This is a genomic window from uncultured Helicobacter sp. (assembly GCF_910577135.1).
In the GTDB taxonomy this organism is placed as follows: Bacteria; Campylobacterota; Campylobacteria; order Campylobacterales; family Helicobacteraceae; genus Helicobacter_C; species Helicobacter_C mastomyrinus.
On record NZ_CAJTLL010000013.1, the window covers coordinates 1 to 18,995 of the forward strand.

The 18,995-nt window shown below is 37.6% G+C and carries 21 protein-coding genes; 3 read left to right on the forward strand and 18 right to left on the reverse strand.

Going from position 1 to position 18,995, the window contains the following annotated elements; translation table 11 throughout:
- Nucleotides 1-134 precede the first annotated feature (134 nt).
- The 9 genes from QZ289_RS07475 to QZ289_RS07510 all read right to left on the reverse strand — a co-directional run bounded on the left by QZ289_RS07475 (nt 135) and on the right by QZ289_RS07510 (nt 9,014).
- On the reverse strand, nt 135-725 hold the full coding sequence (locus tag QZ289_RS07475) for a hypothetical protein (RefSeq protein ID WP_290456842.1): 591 nt from the start codon (nt 723-725) through the stop codon (nt 135-137).
- 83 nt (nt 726-808) lie between these two features.
- Nucleotides 809-1,252 (reverse strand): TaqI-like C-terminal specificity domain-containing protein, encoded by a 444-nt coding sequence (locus QZ289_RS07480; RefSeq protein ID WP_295701135.1) that lies wholly within the window; start codon nt 1,250-1,252, stop codon nt 809-811.
- A 28-nt stretch (nt 1,253-1,280) separates the two neighbouring features.
- On the reverse strand, nt 1,281-3,416 hold the full coding sequence (locus QZ289_RS07485) for a TaqI-like C-terminal specificity domain-containing protein (RefSeq protein WP_295701138.1): 2,136 nt from the start codon (nt 3,414-3,416) through the stop codon (nt 1,281-1,283).
- Nucleotides 3,417-3,420: 4 nt separating this feature from the next.
- Nucleotides 3,421-3,822 (reverse strand): hypothetical protein, encoded by a 402-nt coding sequence (locus QZ289_RS07490; protein WP_295701141.1) that lies wholly within the window; start codon nt 3,820-3,822, stop codon nt 3,421-3,423.
- 36 nt (nt 3,823-3,858) lie between these two features.
- On the reverse strand, nt 3,859-4,224 hold the full coding sequence (locus tag QZ289_RS10450) for a DNA methyltransferase (protein WP_366141187.1): 366 nt from the start codon (nt 4,222-4,224) through the stop codon (nt 3,859-3,861).
- On the reverse strand, nt 4,149-5,465 hold the full coding sequence (locus tag QZ289_RS07495; protein WP_295701144.1) for a hypothetical protein: 1,317 nt from the start codon (nt 5,463-5,465) through the stop codon (nt 4,149-4,151). Before QZ289_RS07495 ends, QZ289_RS10450 begins: the two co-directional genes overlap by 76 nt.
- A complete protein-coding gene (locus QZ289_RS07500; RefSeq protein WP_295701147.1) occupies nt 5,462-5,743 on the reverse strand; it encodes a hypothetical protein in 282 nt (93 codons plus the stop codon). The genes QZ289_RS07495 and QZ289_RS07500 overlap by 4 nt, the downstream gene beginning before the upstream one ends.
- Nucleotides 5,736-7,007 carry a C-terminal helicase domain-containing protein gene (locus tag QZ289_RS07505; RefSeq protein WP_295701150.1) on the reverse strand — a complete coding sequence of 424 codons (1,272 nt, stop codon included), beginning with the start codon at nt 7,005-7,007 and terminating at the stop codon, nt 5,736-5,738. Before QZ289_RS07505 ends, QZ289_RS07500 begins: the two co-directional genes overlap by 8 nt.
- Before the next feature lie 6 nt (nt 7,008-7,013).
- On the reverse strand, nt 7,014-9,014 hold the full coding sequence (locus tag QZ289_RS07510; protein WP_295701153.1) for a phospholipase D-like domain-containing protein: 2,001 nt from the start codon (nt 9,012-9,014) through the stop codon (nt 7,014-7,016).
- Nucleotides 9,015-9,083: 69 nt separating this feature from the next.
- On the opposite strand from QZ289_RS07510, the gene QZ289_RS07515 reads away from it, so the two are divergent.
- On the forward strand, nt 9,084-9,233 hold the full coding sequence (locus QZ289_RS07515; protein WP_295701155.1) for a hypothetical protein: 150 nt from the start codon (nt 9,084-9,086) through the stop codon (nt 9,231-9,233).
- 180 nt (nt 9,234-9,413) lie between these two features.
- Here the strand turns inward: QZ289_RS07515 and gatB are convergent, their stop codons facing one another.
- Nucleotides 9,414-10,841 (reverse strand): Asp-tRNA(Asn)/Glu-tRNA(Gln) amidotransferase subunit GatB, encoded by a 1,428-nt coding sequence (gatB, locus tag QZ289_RS07520; protein WP_295701158.1) that lies wholly within the window; start codon nt 10,839-10,841, stop codon nt 9,414-9,416.
- Between the two features lie 190 nt (nt 10,842-11,031).
- Between gatB and QZ289_RS07525 the strand changes: the two genes are divergently transcribed.
- Both QZ289_RS07525 and QZ289_RS07530 read left to right on the forward strand, forming a co-directional pair.
- A complete protein-coding gene (locus QZ289_RS07525) occupies nt 11,032-11,748 on the forward strand; it encodes a hypothetical protein (RefSeq protein ID WP_295701160.1) in 717 nt (238 codons plus the stop codon).
- Between the two features lie 58 nt (nt 11,749-11,806).
- Nucleotides 11,807-12,742 carry an NAD(P)H-dependent glycerol-3-phosphate dehydrogenase gene (locus tag QZ289_RS07530; RefSeq protein WP_295701163.1) on the forward strand — a complete coding sequence of 312 codons (936 nt, stop codon included), beginning with the start codon at nt 11,807-11,809 and terminating at the stop codon, nt 12,740-12,742.
- A gap of 18 nt (nt 12,743-12,760) precedes the next feature.
- Here QZ289_RS07530 and QZ289_RS07535 read toward each other — a convergent pair whose 3' ends face one another.
- From QZ289_RS07535 to QZ289_RS07570, 8 genes are all read right to left on the reverse strand, one after another.
- Entirely contained in the window at nt 12,761-13,048 is a 288-nt protein-coding gene (locus QZ289_RS07535) for an HU family DNA-binding protein (protein WP_295701166.1), read from the reverse strand.
- A gap of 108 nt (nt 13,049-13,156) precedes the next feature.
- Nucleotides 13,157-13,405, reverse strand: coding sequence for a hypothetical protein (locus tag QZ289_RS07540; RefSeq protein ID WP_295701168.1), 249 nt, complete (start codon nt 13,403-13,405; stop codon nt 13,157-13,159).
- Nucleotides 13,374-13,757, reverse strand: a complete 384-nt coding sequence (gene fliS / locus QZ289_RS07545) for a flagellar export chaperone FliS (protein WP_295701170.1) — start codon at nt 13,755-13,757, stop codon at nt 13,374-13,376. The genes QZ289_RS07540 and fliS overlap by 32 nt, the downstream gene beginning before the upstream one ends.
- A 9-nt stretch (nt 13,758-13,766) precedes the next feature.
- A complete protein-coding gene (fliD, locus tag QZ289_RS07550) occupies nt 13,767-15,812 on the reverse strand; it encodes a flagellar filament capping protein FliD (RefSeq protein ID WP_295701173.1) in 2,046 nt (681 codons plus the stop codon).
- A gap of 48 nt (nt 15,813-15,860) precedes the next feature.
- A complete protein-coding gene (locus QZ289_RS07555) occupies nt 15,861-16,250 on the reverse strand; it encodes a FlaG family protein (RefSeq protein ID WP_295701175.1) in 390 nt (129 codons plus the stop codon).
- A 64-nt stretch (nt 16,251-16,314) separates the two neighbouring features.
- Nucleotides 16,315-17,529: a peptidoglycan DD-metalloendopeptidase family protein gene (locus QZ289_RS07560; RefSeq protein ID WP_295701177.1), complete on the reverse strand. Its 1,215-nt coding sequence runs from the start codon at nt 17,527-17,529 to the stop codon at nt 16,315-16,317.
- Complete coding sequence (locus QZ289_RS07565; protein WP_295701180.1) at nt 17,529-18,338, reverse strand: cell division protein FtsX; 810 nt, start codon at nt 18,336-18,338, stop codon at nt 17,529-17,531. Before QZ289_RS07565 ends, QZ289_RS07560 begins: the two co-directional genes overlap by 1 nt.
- Nucleotides 18,325-18,993, reverse strand: coding sequence for a cell division ATP-binding protein FtsE (locus QZ289_RS07570; RefSeq protein ID WP_295701183.1), 669 nt, complete (start codon nt 18,991-18,993; stop codon nt 18,325-18,327). The genes QZ289_RS07565 and QZ289_RS07570 overlap by 14 nt, the downstream gene beginning before the upstream one ends.
- Between the last annotated feature and the right edge of the window lie 2 nt (nt 18,994-18,995).

Sequence of the window (18,995 nt, forward strand, 5' to 3'; positions counted from 1 at the left end):
AGTAGCTATCTCTACCATTGGAATAAGCATTCCTAAACCACCAAAATAAGGTGCTACTCATTATGGCTACAAGTATTGCTAGAATCTGCATTGTATAGATTCTGTTTTATTGTTATTGTGAGACTGTTCCTATTCTAAAAACTCAATATCTTTATTTTCTCCCATAGTTCCTCACCTTTTTTATTATCGTTAGAATCTATAATATCTTGCATATGTTCTTTGATGGATTTGGTTTGATTGTTGAAAGATATGCACTTTTTGAGAGATTCTAAAAATTCAGGTTTAATACTCCCTATATAGAAATTATTATCTTTAAAATTAAAAGGCTTGCACTCATACTTTAATGCGAGACAATTAATTCCCTTTAATTTCTCTATAAATTCATTAAATTGTCCATCAATATATAGTTCTATTTGGCTAAGAATATAAGATTGAAAAAGAACTACATAATCAAAACCTAGATTTTTAATAGTCTCCATTCCCTTCTCTGTTATTGTAACAAATATAGTATGGGGTAGATTAGGTGTTGTTTCTATTACATAACCTTGAATTTCAAGGTATAGCAAATCTTTTATTTCAAACACCAGATTGTTTTCGTTCATTTTTATTTGTGAATTTTCTTGTATGTCAAACCTTATGGGTTGTGCTCTTAGGTCATTATTTAAGGTATATCGTTTTGCTATATAGTAAATTTCTCTTAATAGTCTTTCTTGTTGATGTGTCATAAATGTTCCTTTGGGATTATTAAGTCTTTTTTGGAATCTTATATAATTCCACTCTTTGCTGCATTATTTTAAAATTAATTATCTCATCTCACACTTCCTTGTATGGTTTGTATCTCCTCATCATTCAAGCAATACAGCTTATACACTAATTTATCAATTTGGGATTCTAAAGCGGAAATATCAAAGGTGGAATCTTTTACTTTAAATTTTAGAATCTCATCAACTAAAGCAATGATTTGATTCACGATATGTTGGTTTGCTTTGGTGGTTTGTGGAATCGGGAGTTTTTCTATATATTGTTTTATCCACCGAAACACTCCATCACCCAAATTTGAAGCAATTTGTTGCATATAAAAATAAATGAGTTTTGAATTAAGAATCGCACACAAATACTTATCATCTCTCGGGATAAAATAGCAAGTTTGATTGATATAATATCCCTTGTCTTCATATATAAAACAAGGGCTTTGAGTCATTTCCGCCCAAATGATTTTTGCTTCAAATTGTGTGGAATGTTGGCTATCCAAAAATGCTGCAAATAATTGATAAATTTTATCAATTACCTCTATTCTCTCTCTCTCTCTCTCTGCTTTGTAGCTCGGATTCTATGATGTTGATTTCATTTTGATTTAAGCCATAGAGTTGGTAGATAAGGGAATCTAATCTTTGCTCTAGCTCCTGTGTTTTTTGCCTTTTAGATTCTAAAATCTCACTTGCAAGACTTTCAATCTCTTTTAAAAGTGTAGAATCTATTTTATGCGTCTCTATTACGGGCAGTTTTTCTACAAAAATTTTGCTCATAGATAAACCATCTGCTTGGAGTGTGCTACAAATTTGTTTTAAATACCAAAAACTCATTTTTGAAGCAAGGACGGCGTTAAGATATTCTAGATTCTCACCCTTAATCATAAAAGCAGTTTTGTCTAAAAAATAACCCATTTTATCAAGCATAAAATTCACACCTTGTGTTGTTTCGGGATAAATAATTTTAGATTCATACCGATAGCTTGGTATTTTTAGCCCATCGCAGAATCTAAAGGCTTCTTTTAATGTTAATTCAAAAGATTCACAAAGCATTGTTACCAATGCAAGAAGCCTACTTTCCACACTCGCAATTAGCAATAGTGCTATGGTTATTTCGTGGGGGGGGGGCGTCGTGCTAATTAGCTCTATTTCTCTATCATTTAGTCCATAGAGGGCATAGACCATAGAATCTAGTTTGGATTCTAGTGTGTTGGTGGGGGCATTTTGTGCTTTAGATTCTATGATTTGTTCTACAATATTTACAAACGCTCTCTCTTGCTCCTGTGTGATTTTGGGGATAGGGAGTTTTTCTATTTTTTCTTTTGCGCCATAGGCATATTTGCCTGTTTCTATAAGGTTTGTCATTTGCGTAATGAGAAATTTATAAAGTGTGCTATTCATAAGTCCTAAAATATAAAGCAAAAAATTTTCTTTATATTGCTTGTCTGTTATCATAAAAAGGGAATTGTTAAAATACATCGTTTCTTTTGAATAGGCAAAGAAGTATTCTCCACTTACAGGATTCCATACGATTTTAGGCTTAGCAAATTCATTGATATAAGCACAATTTCTAAGATTATAGGGCGTTATGCCTTTATCATCTCGGTTATAGAATCCTTTACCCTTACTTTCTCCTTTATTCGCCACTTCATCAAAATGTGCTTGTAATGCTGGATATTCCTCTATATCAATGGGTGGAATTTCTACACAATCAATATCGTTTCTTTTTCTTGTTTTAAAATCCTTAATTTTTAATCCAAAAATTTTTGCTTCCTCTTTTGTGATAATATAGGAATTTCTCGTGCAAATAAGCCAAAGATTCGCCCACGCATAGTTATATCTTTTTATATCTTGTCCGCGCAAAATAGGCTTTATAATCTGCTCTGTGCGTTCTTTTTCATTTATCATTAAAAAGTCATTCTTGTATTCTAAATCCCGCTTTGTTTCTGCTAATTTTTCATTATATTCAAAAGCTAAATAGGGTTTTAAACTATTCTTGCTATTATCGCAAATGCTTAAAATTTCTGCTCGTTTTTCTGAAGTGATAAGAAATACGCCCTCTTTTTTGCCATTGACTTTTACATCATTGCAGCCTGTTTTGATACCATAATTTATATTTATATCCCAATCCTTTAGCGGTGTGCCGATTGCCTCTATCTTATCTTTGAGGGCTTGGGTCTCCTCATCATTAAATGCAAAATTCTCTTTATTTAGAAATTTTTGTGGACAATCTTGTGCGTTTTCTTTGAAAAATATCATCAAGCTGGAGCTGATTTGATATTCACGTTTGAATAGAAAATGTGGGAATATATGCTCACTTTGAGTTGGAGTAGCATATATGGTCGTAATAGCCGTATCCACCGTGGCAGTTTTAAAGATTTTCACGCCATTAAAATCGTAATGTGAATCAATGCAAAAATCTAATAATAGCTCTCGCAAGTTTTTCCAATAACCGCCCCTGCACCATTTATTGCTCGTAATAAAGCTTAAAAATCCTCCATTTTGGAGCAAATTTAAGCCCTTAGCATAAAAATAAGTGTAAATATCTGCTGAGGAGTTGGCAAATTTATAATGTTTGCTGTGGCAAACAAAGTCTTTAAATTCATTAAGTATAGTGTGTTTGTTTGGTATATCCTCTTGACGAATGTAAGGGGGATTGCCTATCACTATATCAAAAGCCCCCTTGTGCAAATACAGGAGCGAAAAAGAAGCGGTATAAAAAGCATTTATCCGTGTGGAAGTCATTTTGTGCGTAATCTTTATAGAGCTGCTCTAGGCTCTGTATGTATTGTTTATAGTTTAATATATTTTGCTGTTGTTTTGCCCTCTCTCTTTGTTTGATAGCTGGGTTTCGCTCCTCGCTTTGGACAATTTCTTCAATTTGTTTTATACGTTTGTCAAAGGCAGTTTTCATAATGGCAAGAATTTGCTTTTTTAGGGCGTTTTTATCTGCATTTGGGTCATAATAGGCGAGAAAAAGCTGCTCTAGTTTTTGTGTCGCATTCAAATCAAAGATGGAAGCACTTATATCTCGCTCTCCCAAAAGATTGACTTGGTGGATTGGGGCATTCATATCCCTTGCGGCGATGACTTCGATCCCCTCTAGCGTCTATATTAGGCTATTGCCCTGCATAAATTTAAAATCTAGGTTTGGCAGCGGTGCGGGTGTGTCCTCATCTACGGCGATTGAGAGCCAAAAGCGGAGTTTCGCTATCTCGATAGCATCGGCATCTATATCTATGCCATAGATTTGCTTTTGGATTATCTCGCGTTTCAAGGCTGCGATGTCTTGGGCTTGCATAGTGGGGTTGAGTAAATGTAAGATTCTCAAAATCTCATTTAAAAGCCCCATAGGAAACGCTCCGCTACCTAGGCTAGGGTCTAGGATTTTAAGGGATTTTATCGCGTGGGTAAGAGTAGTAGTATTTTGGGAGATAAAATCATCAGTTTTAGCGTGAAAGATAAGATTGTAAATAGCCTCTTTTTGCTCCTGTGTGGTGGCGTGTCGCTCTTGTAAAGTGCGCGTGATGGCATTTTGACACATAAAATGCACAATTTCTCGTGGCGTGTAAAAAGCCCCTGTTTGCTTTTATAATCGATAAGATTCTCAAAGACTTTGCCAAGCATTTCGGGGTCTATGCCGATTTCTGTATTATCGGGGGTGGATTCTTCAATAGTGAAGTTATAGCTCTCAAACACATCAAAAATCGCTTCAAAATCACTATTATCAAGGACTTCACATATAAAAGGAGAGGATTCCATATTTTCTTTACGTCCATTTATTTGCTTGGTAAATGCCTCAAACAATCCGCCATTAAGGAATGGAATCTTGCTCTCAAAAAGCGATGAGTAATCATTTTCGTGCTTGGTATTTAGGCTCTCAAAAAAGAGCGGACAAAGATATGTGGCATAAAAGGATACATTTTTTTCTTTCGACTTTTGAAAGGTAGTGTATAAAAAGCCCTTATCACCACTCCCATAGGGCATATCTTTAGGCACACCTAGCCAACCTTTCTTTTGCAAAAAGTATAAAAATACAATCCGCCCTAAAAGCTTTTTGACAAAGGCATTGATAGCTTTAGTCTCGCTTAGCCCCTCATAGCCATTGAGTACATTCAAGGCAACGTGATTAGCAGAAAGCTTTTGACTTAAATTTTCATAAAGCCCCTTGTATTTTGCGTAAAATTCTTTTGTAACAGGCTCTACGCTAAAGGCTTCTTGGAGTGTGTTTAGGCTTTTATCTTTGGTATTTATGAATTTTTGCAGCTGCTCTTTTGCCGTTTTAATTTTAGCATTTTCTCCTAGTGTGAAGCTAAAGCGGCGGGGATTAGAGAAAGCGGGTTTATTGAGGTTATAGTCATAGCCTTGCGTTACAAGGCTTAAGCGGAAATTTTCTTTATCATTTTTATCGTAGAAAACTGCCAAGATGGCACTCATATCTAGCGCATTGTTCTTGATGATAGAGCTAAGTTCTTTATGTAGTGTTACCTTGGCGTCTATACTCTGTGTTTCAAAGGCAAATATACCTAATTCATCGGATTCTAATAGGATTGGCTCACATAGTTTTGCGTAGGATTTGATGATGTTGCCTGCTTTGTAGAGATGTGGCTGTTCTGTTTTAATATTTTGGGCTTTGCTGCCAAAAGATTCTATGATGAAATCTTTAAAATGCTCGTAGTCATAGGGCTGGGTTAAAAATGTATCAAGTGCGCTCATAGATTATCCTTTGTTGGTTGGGTTGTCATTGTGAAGCACGTTAGGGGTTTTGTGGCGTGTATTTGCCCGTAGGGATTTAGCCCACCCCCTAACCCCTCCGCTAAGGGAGGGGGAATGATAGAGGAAGATTCTGTATTGTCTCTTAGCATTTCAAGATTTTGCAAGTTATGGATTGCTTCACTGCATTCGCAATGACGATAGATACGCAAGTGTGGGTTAGCACTTCGTCCAGACGCTTGGGCTTTGCCTCGCAATGACGCAGTTGCTGCATTACTCATTTTTGCTGCCTTTGGTAAAAGTGCTAATGCTTAATTGAATCTGCGGCGGGGTGTAAATGCTAGAATCTTGATTGTATTCATTGGTATTTGCGGCAAGGGCATATTTTTCTGCCAGGTCTTTAAGGGTTTGGGCGAGATTCTCATCTTGTGTCTTTACAATTTCTTTGGATAAATGTGTATGACTGCCATTTTTAAGGGCATTTATCAAAGATTCTCTCACGCTCTCATCTGACTCTTTGCAATAGCGAATCTTGGCAATAGCTTGCCTATCCTTTGGATTTAGCTTGTTTTCTTGCGCGTTAAGCTCTGGCTTATCTTTCAGGTCTTGCTCGTGGCGTTTTAATGCGGCGTTGATGTGGCTGTAATGTTCTTTTAACTGCTCTTGCGTAGGCTTTAGAATCTTGGCATTAAAATGTGCTTTGAGAAAATCGGCTATGCTATAAAAGTCGCTACTGCTTACTTCTGGCTCGTTTATGAGGCTTTGAGTATTTGTAGCGATGTGATAGGGATAGAATCTTGTTGTTTGAGTTTTATGTGGCGTGTGCGTATGGGCAATGTAGGCATAGCTCTCATTTTGGGTAGATTCTATAATAGAGCGGGATTTTAGCGGCAGGGCTTTGATACGCATAAATGCCTTTGGGTCTTTATCGTGCAGCTTTCGCAAGTCTTTGAGATATTCGGTGTCCTTGCTCTGCTCTTGGTTGCTTTGATTGATGAGGTTGTAGAGCTGTTTGCTTTCTACGATTTCATTTTCATCATAAATCGCAGAATCCTCGCCCAAGGCAAAATGAAAGCTTTGTATTTTGCTGTGAGCAATAGCATTAATATTGATAATCTCATTAGCTAAATGCGTGGGCTTGAAGTTATAGATATGTATAAATTCAAAGCTCGTGCCTATGCGGTTTATACGTCCAATTCGCTGCATTAATCTTGTGGCATTGTAGGGTGTGTCATAGTTAATGATAATATCTGCGCGGTGGAGATTCACGCCCTCTGCCAAAACATCTGTGCTTACAATGAGTGAATAATCATCTTTTTGCCACTCTTTAGGATAATTGGCATCAAAATTAGCTCTAATATCATCTTCTAAGCTGTCTTTATTTGCCGCACTTATATTTAAGATTCTATCCTTAAATACGCTATTTTTAAGTGTATCCTCAAGGTAGTCTGCTGTGGTCTTTGCCTCTGTGAAAAGCACCATTTTATGATGTTGATTGACATTTAAAAAATCTTTTAAAACATCAAGCTTTGGGTCAATCTCCACCTGCTGTCATTGTAAGAGCAGATTCTGCAAAAGGGCTTTGTCTTTTTCTAGCTTAAGGGTAAAATTTGGCGTAAAATCTTCTACTTCTAAAGCTATAAAGTCATCTTCCCTCTCTTCTAAAAATTTTTCTAAATCCTCATCATTTTCACTTAACACAGCTTCATAAAGCTTATCGCGATTATCATAGTATTTAGGGATATAGATGTGCTTGTTCGCAAACATTCTAAACAGCATATTATGGGAAGTGATTTGTTTCTCTAGTGTGGATTTGAAGGCGGCAATGCTAGAATCAAAACGTTTGAATAGAATCTGCTTAATGAATTGCTGTAATTGATGAGTGGATTTCATAAGGAAATCTTCGCCATCTGCTCCCTCTCGCCCATAGGCTTTCATATATTTTTGTCGCCCAATGCCTGTAAGATGAGGGAAAATCAAATAACGTGCATAGGTAAAACCGCTTTGATTTTTATCTCCCTCATCGAAATTAAGTATCGTAAGCGTATGGGTCGCTAAATGCTTGGAGATAGAATCTAGGTCATAGGTTAAATCTTTAGGCTTTTCTATGCGGGGAAACTTAAGATTTTGAGCTTTCATATCATCTATATAGAGGGCTTGTATATCGCCCCTCGTGCGGCGAATCATAATATGAGTAAGGAGCTTCTCACGCAGGGTGCTATTGATTTCTTCTAGCTTTTTGTGTTGTTCTTGTATTTGATCTTTGGGGCTAGGTTTTTGCTGGTAGAGTTTTTTTAGCTCTGTTTTAATCGCATTAAATTGTTTTATAAGCGGACTAAAGAAATGTTCTAGATTCTCCACACCCTCAATGCCTGAGTGGCGGGGATTGCAAAAGAGATACACTTGATTTTTAATATCCTCTGGGGAGTTATTTTGCGGGGTGGCAGAGAGCAGCATAATCTTTCTGTTTGCAAATGATGTCGGTACGTGATAGGGGGTTTTGCAAAGATTCTGTAATGCCTGATAGCGATTGGTTTTGCTTGTGCGGAAATTATGGCTTTCATCGATGATAATAAGCTCGATTTGTGCTATTTCATCTTTGCTTAGTTTATGGAGGCTATCGTGTGTGGTAATATCGTAATTTGTAATATGAATATCATCAAAATGTTTTTTCCACGATTTTTTGAGGGCAGGAGGGGTGATGATGAGAATCTTGCCCTTGATAATCCCATCTTTGCGACATTTTTGTGCGATGATAGAGGCGATGAGGGTTTTGCCAAGCCCTACTACATCGCTTAAGAAAAAGCCATTGTATTTTTTGAGTTTAGCTATGCCCTCTTGAATGGCGTGGATTTGGTAGTTATAGGCGGTATAGCCCTTGAAAAGCGATTCTATGGAATTATCTGTTGTGAGGCTTTCCTCTCCAAAGTGGCTTAAAAGCAGCTTGTAGTATAGGTCTTTGGGGGAGAGGATCGGCAGATAGCTTTGAGTAGTGCAGGATTGTATATCTTGGGCGGTGATTAGCACGGCGTTGTCCCATAGCCTATTAAATTCGCTTAAGGCGTAAGTGATGTCATTGGATTCGGTAGTGAGGAGATTCACCTCGTAATTTTTCTCTAATCCATTATATGTGAGATTGGAGCTGCCTACGATAAGAGAGCCATTATAGAGTTTGGCATCGTTCGTGTGGCTTTGGATAGGAGACGAAGAGAAGACATAGAATTTTGCATGGACATTTTTCTCTCTTACTATGCGGATTTGAATCTTATTAGACTTTAGGAGGTCTTGCAAAAGGGCAAAAGATGTCTCTACATCTTGTGTGTAGTCCTCGCTCTCTAGCGTTTGGGCTTGATTTTGGATAAAAGAATCGCGGAATCTTTTATCTTGGTGGGCTGGGTCAAAACCTTTTTGCGATAGCTCATAAAGCAGCAAATCCACATCAAGCCCCACAAGAATGCGGATACTCTCTAGTGTGTCATAGGCATTTGTAGTGCTGGGGTTTTGGGGTCGAGAAGAGTGTGTTTGTGAAAATGTGCTTTGAGTAGGGTGCATTAAGAGATTATGAAGCCGCCAAAAGCCGCTAATACGGAAAAATCCGATAAGAAAGCTTAAGTGCTTGATATGAGTACCGCCATAAAGGGCGTTTTTAAATTGATTAATGAGGGTGTCATTACCATTATGATTGGTAGTGAATTTGGTATTGTGCGGAGGTGTGTGGGCTGTGTGTTTTGGTTGATTTTGAGGTGGTGGAGTGAGATTCTGTGTAGATAGGGTGGAAGTAGAATCTACTCTATCCCCCCCCCCCGCTGCTATTTAAGAGGTGTTGCATAGTATTCCTTTATGTTTTTTGGATTATAAGATTCTATACTTTAAAAACTCACTTTGCAAGTATGGATAAGCACTTCGTGCAAATGTGGTGCAAAGCACAACAGCAAAGGCATCATAGAGAATCTATCCTAATTTTTCTTTTAAGAGTTCATTGACACGGGCGGGGTTTGCGCCTTTGGCATTTTTCATCACTTGCCCCACAAAGAAGCCAAAGAGCTTGTCTTTGCCGCTTTTGTATTCGCTCACTTTATCGGCATTGGCTATAAGGATAGATTCTATAACGCTTAAAATCGCACCATCATCATTGACTTGTGCTAATCCCATAGAATCTATGAGACTATCCACATCACCGCCACTCTCTTCTACAAGCACATCTAGGATTTGCTTCGCACTTTTGCCACTGATTTTGCCCTCCTCAATGCGTTTAACAAGTGTAGCTAAAGTTTTAGAATCCACCCCACAAGTTTGCAATGTGTTCTCTCCCTTTAATCGCCCTAAAAGCTCTGTGGTAAGCCAAGTAAGCGCACCTTTAGCGCTTGCACCCCTCTCAAGCATAGATTCAAAATATACACATAGCTCAAGGCTACTTGTTAGCACTCCCGCATCGTAGGGTTTAATGCCTAAGTCGCTGATGTATCTTGCCCTTTTTTCATCGGGCATTTCAGGGATTTCCTGTGCTTCTTGCATAAGCTGCTTGTCGATATGTACAGGTAGCAAGTCAGGCTCGGGGAAATAGCGATAATCAGCTGCTTCCTCCTTGCCTCGCATAGAGCGCGTGATACCCTTAGTAGTGTCAAAAAGGCGTGTCTCCTGCACAACCTCCTTTTCATAGCTACCATTTTCCCACGCTTCAATCTGCCTTTCCACCTCGTATTCGATGGCTTTTTGGATAAACTTAAAGGAATTGAGATTCTTAATCTCTACGCGGGTGTAGAGATTTTCATCGTCTTTTGGGCGGATAGAGACATTCGCATCACATCGAAAGCTCCCCTCCTGCATATTCGCATCGCTTATACCGAGGAAGCGCACGATAGAATGGAGCTTTTTAAGATAGGCTATAGCTTCATCACTACTTCGCATATCTGGCTCACTCACAATCTCTAGCAGAGGTGTGCAAGCGCGATTTAAATCCACTTTTGAGTGATTATCTTCGTGGATATTTTTCCCCGCATCTTCTTCAAGGTGGGCGCGAGTAACACCTATAATCTTTGTCTTATCATCAAGTGCTATCTCAATGCTGCCTTTACCCACGATGGGAATCTCAAACTGGCTGATTTGATAGGCTTTAGGCAAATCGGGATAAAAGTAGTTTTTACGCGCAAAAATGGAATTTTGATTAATCGTAGCATTAATGGCAGTGCCAAATGAAATAGCCTTTTTTAGAGCTTCTTTATTCAGCACGGGTAGGGCACCGGGCAGTCCTAGGCAGGTGGGACAGACATTTTTATTAGGCTCATCGCCAAAGCTTGTGGCACAGGAGCAGAAAATTTTTGTTTTGGTATTAAGCTGGACATGCACTTCTAAGCCAATGATTGTTTCATAGCTGGACATAAGGTAACCTTTGTAAGATAATGTTTGAGAATGTAAGGTGCTAGTATAGGGAAAAGTCAATAAAAGATTCATAAATTTTTAAAAAGTTTTTTTATAAAATAGGGTATTTAATGAGATGGCTAAAGTTTATTGAACTTTAGTTGAGGCAGGGTTTGTAGGGTATTTTTAAATGCCGATGTTAAGATATTTTATGACTTGTTGGGAAATCACAGTGAAAAGAATGGTATTTTTTTTGATAAGCTTAGTGCTGAATGTTGGAGTGGCACAGGATTTACAGCTTTATCAAATAGATACAGAACGCTCAAATCCTGCACTATCAATAGATGATAAGACACTCAAAGGGGCAGATACAGAATCGGGTAAAAAAATAAGCAAAGGTCTTTCATTGAAAGCCGATGTATTTGCTAATGAAGGCTATTCAGAGGCTGAGCTTGAAACGGGCAATGCAAATTTGAATGAGATAGAAGCCCCGATGTCGCGCTATGGCGCAGGAATAGAGATAAAATATGCTATTAAATCGAATTCGCGTTTGAAGCTAGAGATTTTTTTTTTAAGGGCATTAGAGCTTAATACGCAAAGAAAAGGCGGCAAAGTTAAGGCGTATGATAACGGGATTCGATATGAGGAAAATGCCTATGATTATGGTGATAAAACGATGTATTCTGCGTGGGCAAACAGCATTGGTGTGGCTCTAACACTTCTAAGAAAACATCATCTTATGCTGACACTTAAGCAAACACAGCTTGCAAGTAGTGGAACATCACTTGGATTTTCAAATACATTCAGTAATAAAATAGGTTTATCGGGATTTGATTCAAGCATTGCTGGGTCAATATGGGGAGGCAATGTGATGAATCCCTGGGCTGCAACTACACAGATTTTTTTAACATATAGCTATGTTTTTTGAGGGCTTTAGGTATAATAAATAGGTATAATAAAGCTTTCTAACAGCAAGTGAGGTAAATATGAAGACAATCAGTGTATTTGGTGGAGGAGCTTGGGGGAGGGCTTTAGCCTTTGCATTAGCTGAAAAAAATCAAGTGCAAATCATTTCAAGACGTGATATTACCTCCTTGCTTACCCCACTTAACGAAAAACTACAAATAAATAATCATTTACCAATTGTGCAGATTCCTCATCTTGAGGCATTAGAGGCAGATTATTTTGTAATGGCGATTGCCACAAGCGCTTTGCGGGAATGGCTTGCTTATGCTAAGTTGCCACAGGGGATTAAGATTCTCTGTGCGAGTAAGGGTATAGAATCTGGTAGCGGGGCGTTTGTAAGTGATATTATGGAGGAGAGCATAGCGCATAAAAATATTGCTTATTTAGGTGGGCCTAGTTTTGCTTATGAGGTGGTGCAGTCTCTGCCTTGTGCACTTGTGATACATTCTCGCAATCTTGTGCTAGGCCGTGAATTTGGAGCATTAATGCCACATTTTATTAAAACGTATGTAAGCCCTGATGTTGTGGGTGGTGAAGTGGCTGGAGCGTATAAAAATGTGATAGCCATAGCAGGGGGGATTTGTGATGGATTACGCTTTGGTGCAAATGCTAAGGCTTCGCTCATTGCGCGCGGATTGGTAGAAATGAGTAGATTTGGGGAGCATTTTGGTGCGAAAATGGAGACATTTTTAGGGCTTTCTGGGGCGGGAGATTTGTTTCTTACTTCTCATTCTACGATGTCCCGAAATTATCGTGTGGGGCTAGGTTTAGCAGAGCAAAAGAGTATTGAAGAGATTCTAAAAGAGCTTGGTGAAGTGGCTGAAGGTGTGATTACTGCAAAAGCTATTACAGAAATAGGGCAAAGGGAAAATATTTATACACCGATTGCTAGAGAGATTAGTTTGATTATAGAAGGAAAAAGTGTTAAAGAGAGTTGGAAAACGCTTATGTCGTAGCCACGAGGGCTACGAAACTTATTTTTTAGCTTTGGCTACTTCGTCTTTAAGACCTTTTCCAGGACGGAATTTAGGAACAGCCTTTTCTTTTGTTGTATAAGTTTTGTTTGTTCCGGGAACTTTACCTGATTTTGCTTTTTGAACTGCTGTTTCAAATTTACCAAAACCTACAAGCTCCACGCTTTGTTTTTTAGATAAAGCCTTAGAAATAGCATCGACAAAAGAATTTACTGCTTTCTCAGCATCTTTCTTTGTGTCGTATTTGCCAACTTTTTTGACTAAATCTACAAATTCTGCTTTGTTCATTACAAACTCCTTGCATATTAAAAATTGAACAATCCATTCTATACAATTTTAAGCTTGAAGTCAAGTTATATTGCACATAATTTTTGTTTTTTTCTTTTGTATGGAAAATTAGATGATATTTTGGAGAAATTTTTTCGCTATCTTGATTTGTTCCATATGGGTTTTTATTTCAAGCTGTTTTGATTCTAAGAGAAGTTTAGTTTGATGGATAAGCTCTAGGGCTTGAAGCTTATCTTCAAGTGGAGCATTTTGTAAGTTTTGAGGCAGATTGCTTACAAGCAGAAATGCTTTTTGGTCATCTTTTTGCAGTAAGGCGACTTTTAATTTATCGTGCCAATTCATCTTGATTAATCTCACGCCAAGCTTCTAAAAGTCCTTTGGCTACATTGATAACAGTATCAATTTTTGTCGTATCATTAGCAACATTAGCTTGAGTAAGGAGCTTAATTTGATGTGTATAAAGCCCTGTGAGATAAACTGCTACTTCACCACCCTTTTCATAATCAAGTATGTTAAGCAACTCGGTAAAAATATCTGTGGTTTTATTAATATAATAGATTTTTTTCTCTATGTCTTCGGCTTCCATATAGCGTTTGGCTTGGGCACAAAATCTCAAAATCCCTTCATAAAGCATTTCTACAAGTTTAGCAGGGGATTCTACAGAGACTGAGTTTTGTTGATAGAGGTTATAAGCATTGTTGCCATACATGAGTACTCCTTATTTTTTAGCTATGGATTGATCAATCATAAGCTGAACGCTACTAAAGGCATTGTTGGTTTTAGAGATTTGTGAATCATAGGCTGCAAATCTCTGCGCCATAATGTCATAGCGCATATTGAGCTGTTCGACTGCTTTTTTACGATCTTCACGTAGTTTTTTATCATCTTTTGTAAGACTTTCTTCAAGCAATTTAAGACGTGCATTGCCGCCATTTAAAAGCCTATCAAGCTCTTGGTCAAATTTTTTAAATACCCCATCAACCTGAACTTCTCTAAATTCTGTCGTTTTAAGACTACCATTAAAAAAATCTTGTGTTCCTTGAGGATCGGCAGCTAGGGTAGATGTAAGCTTACTTACATCAAGGCTCATCTTACCTTTTTCGTCAAGGGCTAAACCATATTTTGCCAAGCTTTTAATCTCTGTATCTGTTACAATGGTTGTAGAAAAAATACGATTGAGTGTAGGGCGGATAGAGCGAATATCACTATCACCATTAAACACACCTGCAATCTTAGAATCTTCATCATATCTTGTTACTTCATCAAGCTTCATGGCAAGGGTATTGTAAGATTCTACAAATTTTTTCACACTCTCAATAATCTCTTCATCATTACGTGTAATACTAATTACAGCAGGCTTGCCGGGCTCGGTGGTGGTAAGCAGCTCAATATTTACTCCACTTACTACATCATCAATATTGTTTGTGGGGCGTTTCATTGAAATGCCATTATATGAAAATACAGCATCTTGGGCAGTCTGGACTTTACGAATCTTAAATAATTCCTCTTGGGTTTTAGCATAATTCATCGTAGCACCACTCTTTAAACCCAAATCTTCAAGCGCTTTTTGACTCGCAGGATCATTATTGGCATAGATATTAACCTCACCTGTATCGGAATTAATCACGAGTTTGCCCTCATCATTGACAGAACCATAAATACCAGCAATATTATTAATGGCTTCGGCTATATTTTTTGCATTTTGTGCAGCGGTATTTTTCTCTTTAGTGAGTGTTGATAAATCAAGCGGGACACTCCCTATATGGATAGTGCCTGTGAGCTTCCCAGCTCCTACACTTTTGGTTGCTACCATTAAATCATCTTTTATGCTCTCCTTACTCTCATTGAATCCTAGGATTGGCGCTTTTGTGCCTTCAATTTGAATCTGGTATCCACGTTTATCATTAATGGTGAGTGTATCACTATTGGCTCCACCTATACCGATATTTAAGTCATTATCAAGCAATCCATCAAAATCAGCATCGCTCTTAATACCAGCAATCACAGCTTCTTTGAGTGTTTGGGCATTATCTTGTGATTTTGATTCTGTAGCAGTTTTGGGAATTGTTATGGAGAGAGTTTTATCAATACCTTTTTTATCTTTAAGGGTGATAGATAAATCACCATCTTTGAGCTCAAAGGCACCACTTGGCACAACAGATCCACTTATAGTAGAGCCAAAATATATTCTTGAGGATTCGCCTGTGTCTTTTGAATTGATCATAAGCTGATAGGGGTTTGAACCGCCAGTTTTCATCACAATCCCCATCACTTCGCCATTGGTGGTATCAGTAATGAGCTGGGCTACTTCTCCTAACTCCATACCCGCTTTAATATCAATGGTATAATCCTTCCCTTTGTGATGAAACTTTAATACAGAATCTTTTTGGCTAAAGATAGATTCCCTGCTTTCATACTTTGAACCTATTTCGTTGATGTCAGAGGTCGCCACAGAATCTACATCGATTTTAATATCTTGTGTGGGGACACCTGCGGATATAGTGGCTTTGAGCGCATCGCCGATGACTTGGCTTGAGCGTCCTAGGTAGGTTGAGTAATCTCCAAGTTTATTTGTGCTAGATTTTAGCTCACGCAAAGTAGAAGTGATGGCAACGAGTTCGGTTTGTTTTTCGACATTTTTTTCAATTTTTTTGTCGATAGGGTCGATAAGAGAGGCTTCATCAGCTTTTCTTAATTTATCAAGCACATCGTGGTTTAAAACCTTGCTTCCAAGCCCCAATGAGCTCAATGTCCCAAGTGCCATATTCTCTTCCTTCCTCAAATATCTTAAAATAGATTTGCTATTTTAAGCTTAACCTTGTTTATCAAAGATTACGCCGATTACTTCACGCATTCTTTTCATAAGCTCAATGGCTTCTTTTGATGGAATCTCACGTATGACTTTACCGCCATTGCTTTCTTTAACGGTTACCATAAGTCCGGGTATATTCTCATCATATGAGAAATTTAAATCTGTGCCTACACGTTTCATCTCATCATTAAGCTTTTTGCTTAGTTCGCGTAGCTCATTTTCAAGCTGCTTTTTATTTTCTTTAGCTTGGTGCTGTGAGATTTCTTCCTGTCGTCGTGCCTCGATAGAGCGTGTATCTTCCGTGATAGCCCTACCGCTAGCATTAACCATATTAACAAGCCGTGTTCTAATGGTATTGCTATTATCGATTTTATTGATACTATCAATCATAACTTCCTCCTTGAAAGCTCCAAAAAGATTTAAGTAAAACAATATCGACTAAGAAATGAAATTTTTAATTTAATTTTATAAAATCTGTGGGATTGATATGTTTATCTTTTTGTGTGATTTCAAAACTTAGACGCTCATTTACTTTGCCAATAATCATTCCTTTTTTAATGCTTAGCCCTGTTTTGATAGAAGATTCTATTTTGTCCATATAGGCATAAATGGTATGTATGGCGTTGCTATGTTCAATAATTACTACTTTTTTTAACCCCGGTGCTTCTTTAGCATATACGACTTTACCATCAAGCACATTTTTTACATTTGCGTTGGGTGTTTTGGGGTTGAACATAATAGCGGCATTAAAAATTTTAAATTTATACACAGGGTCAAAATAGGGTCCAAATTTCTTTTCTATTATATATTGATCAAGTGGTGGGAATGTCTTAGGTCCTTTATATGCGATAGTGGGCATATCTCTATATGATGTGCCAAATTGTTTGGGGGCTTTAATACTATTGGGGCTTTTTTGATTATTGATAAAGGCTTGTTGTTGATTGGTGTTTTGGGCTTTCTGCTCTTTGACAATATTAAGTTTAGAGAGAATATCATCAAGATTCTTACGTTCTTTAACAATGTCTTTAAGCTGCTGGTCATAGACTTTGAGTTCGGCTTGCATTTTGTTAAGAGTGATTTTTTGCTGCTCTTTGGCTCGCTCTAAATATGTTTTTTTGTCAGTTTGTGTTTTGATTGAGTTTTGAAGTTGGGAAATGGCATTTTCAATTTTTTGCATTTCACCAGTGAGTATATTTTGCTTGGCATTGATGTTTTTAATCATTTTTTGATTATATTTGTGCAAGATGTCATAGATATAGTGCTCCACTACACTATCTTCGGAATCAATATTTGCATGGCGGTTAATGATCATTTGGAAAGCAATATTTTGTGTGAAAATCTTCACCACTTGTTCTTCCATATTTTTTTTTTGCCTAATGAGTGTGTCTAGCTTTTTTTGAGAATCTTTGAGGGTTTTTTCCTGTGAGAGGGATTTACCTTGATTTTGGGTAATATCTTTTTGTAGTGATTCTATTTGCTTGCCAAGCTGGGTGAGCTCATTATTCTTAGTATTAATAGCCTTGCCTAGCTCATCAAGCTTTTTGCTGATAGCTTTTTCTTGAGATTGTGCACTGGCAAGCTTATCTTTATTTTTTGCAATATCTTGTTCGACATTTGCCATACATAAGGTGGCAATGACACATACCCCAATCCAGCTAAAGATTCTCATTAGAGGTCTTTTTGCTTAATGATGACAAAAACCACTGATACGATAGAAACAAGCACTGACGTAAAGAGCAAAATAATAAAGTCGCTGCCCATATGGAATATGTCATTTGTTACTTCAAGTGTGGTAAGGACTTCTTGCATTTTATGGTAATTGATGAGATAAGCCATACCCACGATAATGGCAATGGCAGAAATAATAGAATCTATAAAGGCAAGGCGGAATAAGATGCCATTTCTCATCCACGCAGGTGCACCCAAAAATGCCATAATCTCCATTCTATCGCTATGCTCAAACTTCCAAATTTCAATTTGTTTTACCATTAAAATATAGCTAAGAATAGCAATCAATGAAGCAAATACAATAATAGAGCCTTTAATAATCAGGAGGAGTTTATAGACTTGTGAGTGGCTTTTAGTAAAAGATTCTACCTTTGTTACACCATTGAGTTTTGAAAGGGTGGTATTGATTTTAGCCAATCGATCTTCATCGGGGAAAGAAGAGAGTTTGAGCGAGTAGAAAAAGGGCAACTCTCTTTGAATAGCTTCAAGGCTTTCACGACTTAAATCTTTTTTTAATTCACTCATCATATAATCGGGGGCAATGGCTTTAAGCTCCTTAGCTTCGCGTATAAAGCTTTGAATCTTATCTAATGTAAGTGCATTTTTAGAAGCAATAACAATAGAGTAACTATCTGAGAGTTTATTCTCGTGCTTATTTACCGCACGATTGACAAGCATAATGCTTTCAAGGCTAAATAGAAGGGCTAAAAGCGGAATGATCAGCGCTAAATGTCTCCTAAGCAAATTCATAAACCACTCCTTCTTCGATATGTAATCGTCTATATGGGATATTTAGCCTATCGGGCATTCGGTGGGTGACTACAACAACGGTAATGCCAAGCTGCTCATTTACGCCTTTGAGGAGATTCCAAATTAATTCACTTGAATAATCATCAAGGTTACCTGTGGGCTCATCGGCAAGGATTATGGTAGGATTATGAGCTAAGGCACGAGCCATTGCTACACGTTGCTGCTCACCACCGCTTAGCTCTAGGGGGAATTTATTTGCTTTATGTGAAAGCTTGATATGCACAAGGAGCTTTTCCACTTGGGATTTGCATACTTCTTTTTTATAGCCATTTATAACCATAGGTAGCATTACATTGCGCTCAATATTCCATTCTTTAATAAGTTTGTAGTCTTGAAACACAATGCCAATGCTGCGGCGCAAGTGATTGATGCGATTTTTAGAAGCTCTTTGCATACTTACCCCAAAAACATTAAGATGTCCGCTTTTAACATCCAAATGCCCAAAGAATGAGCTTAAAATTGTGCTTTTTCCGCTTCCTGAAGCTCCTGTGATAAATACAAATTCCTTTGCATTAATACTAAATGTTGCATCTTTAATAACAAGTTCATCATTATAGCCTAGATTAAGATTTTTCGCTTCAATAATTGCGCTCACAT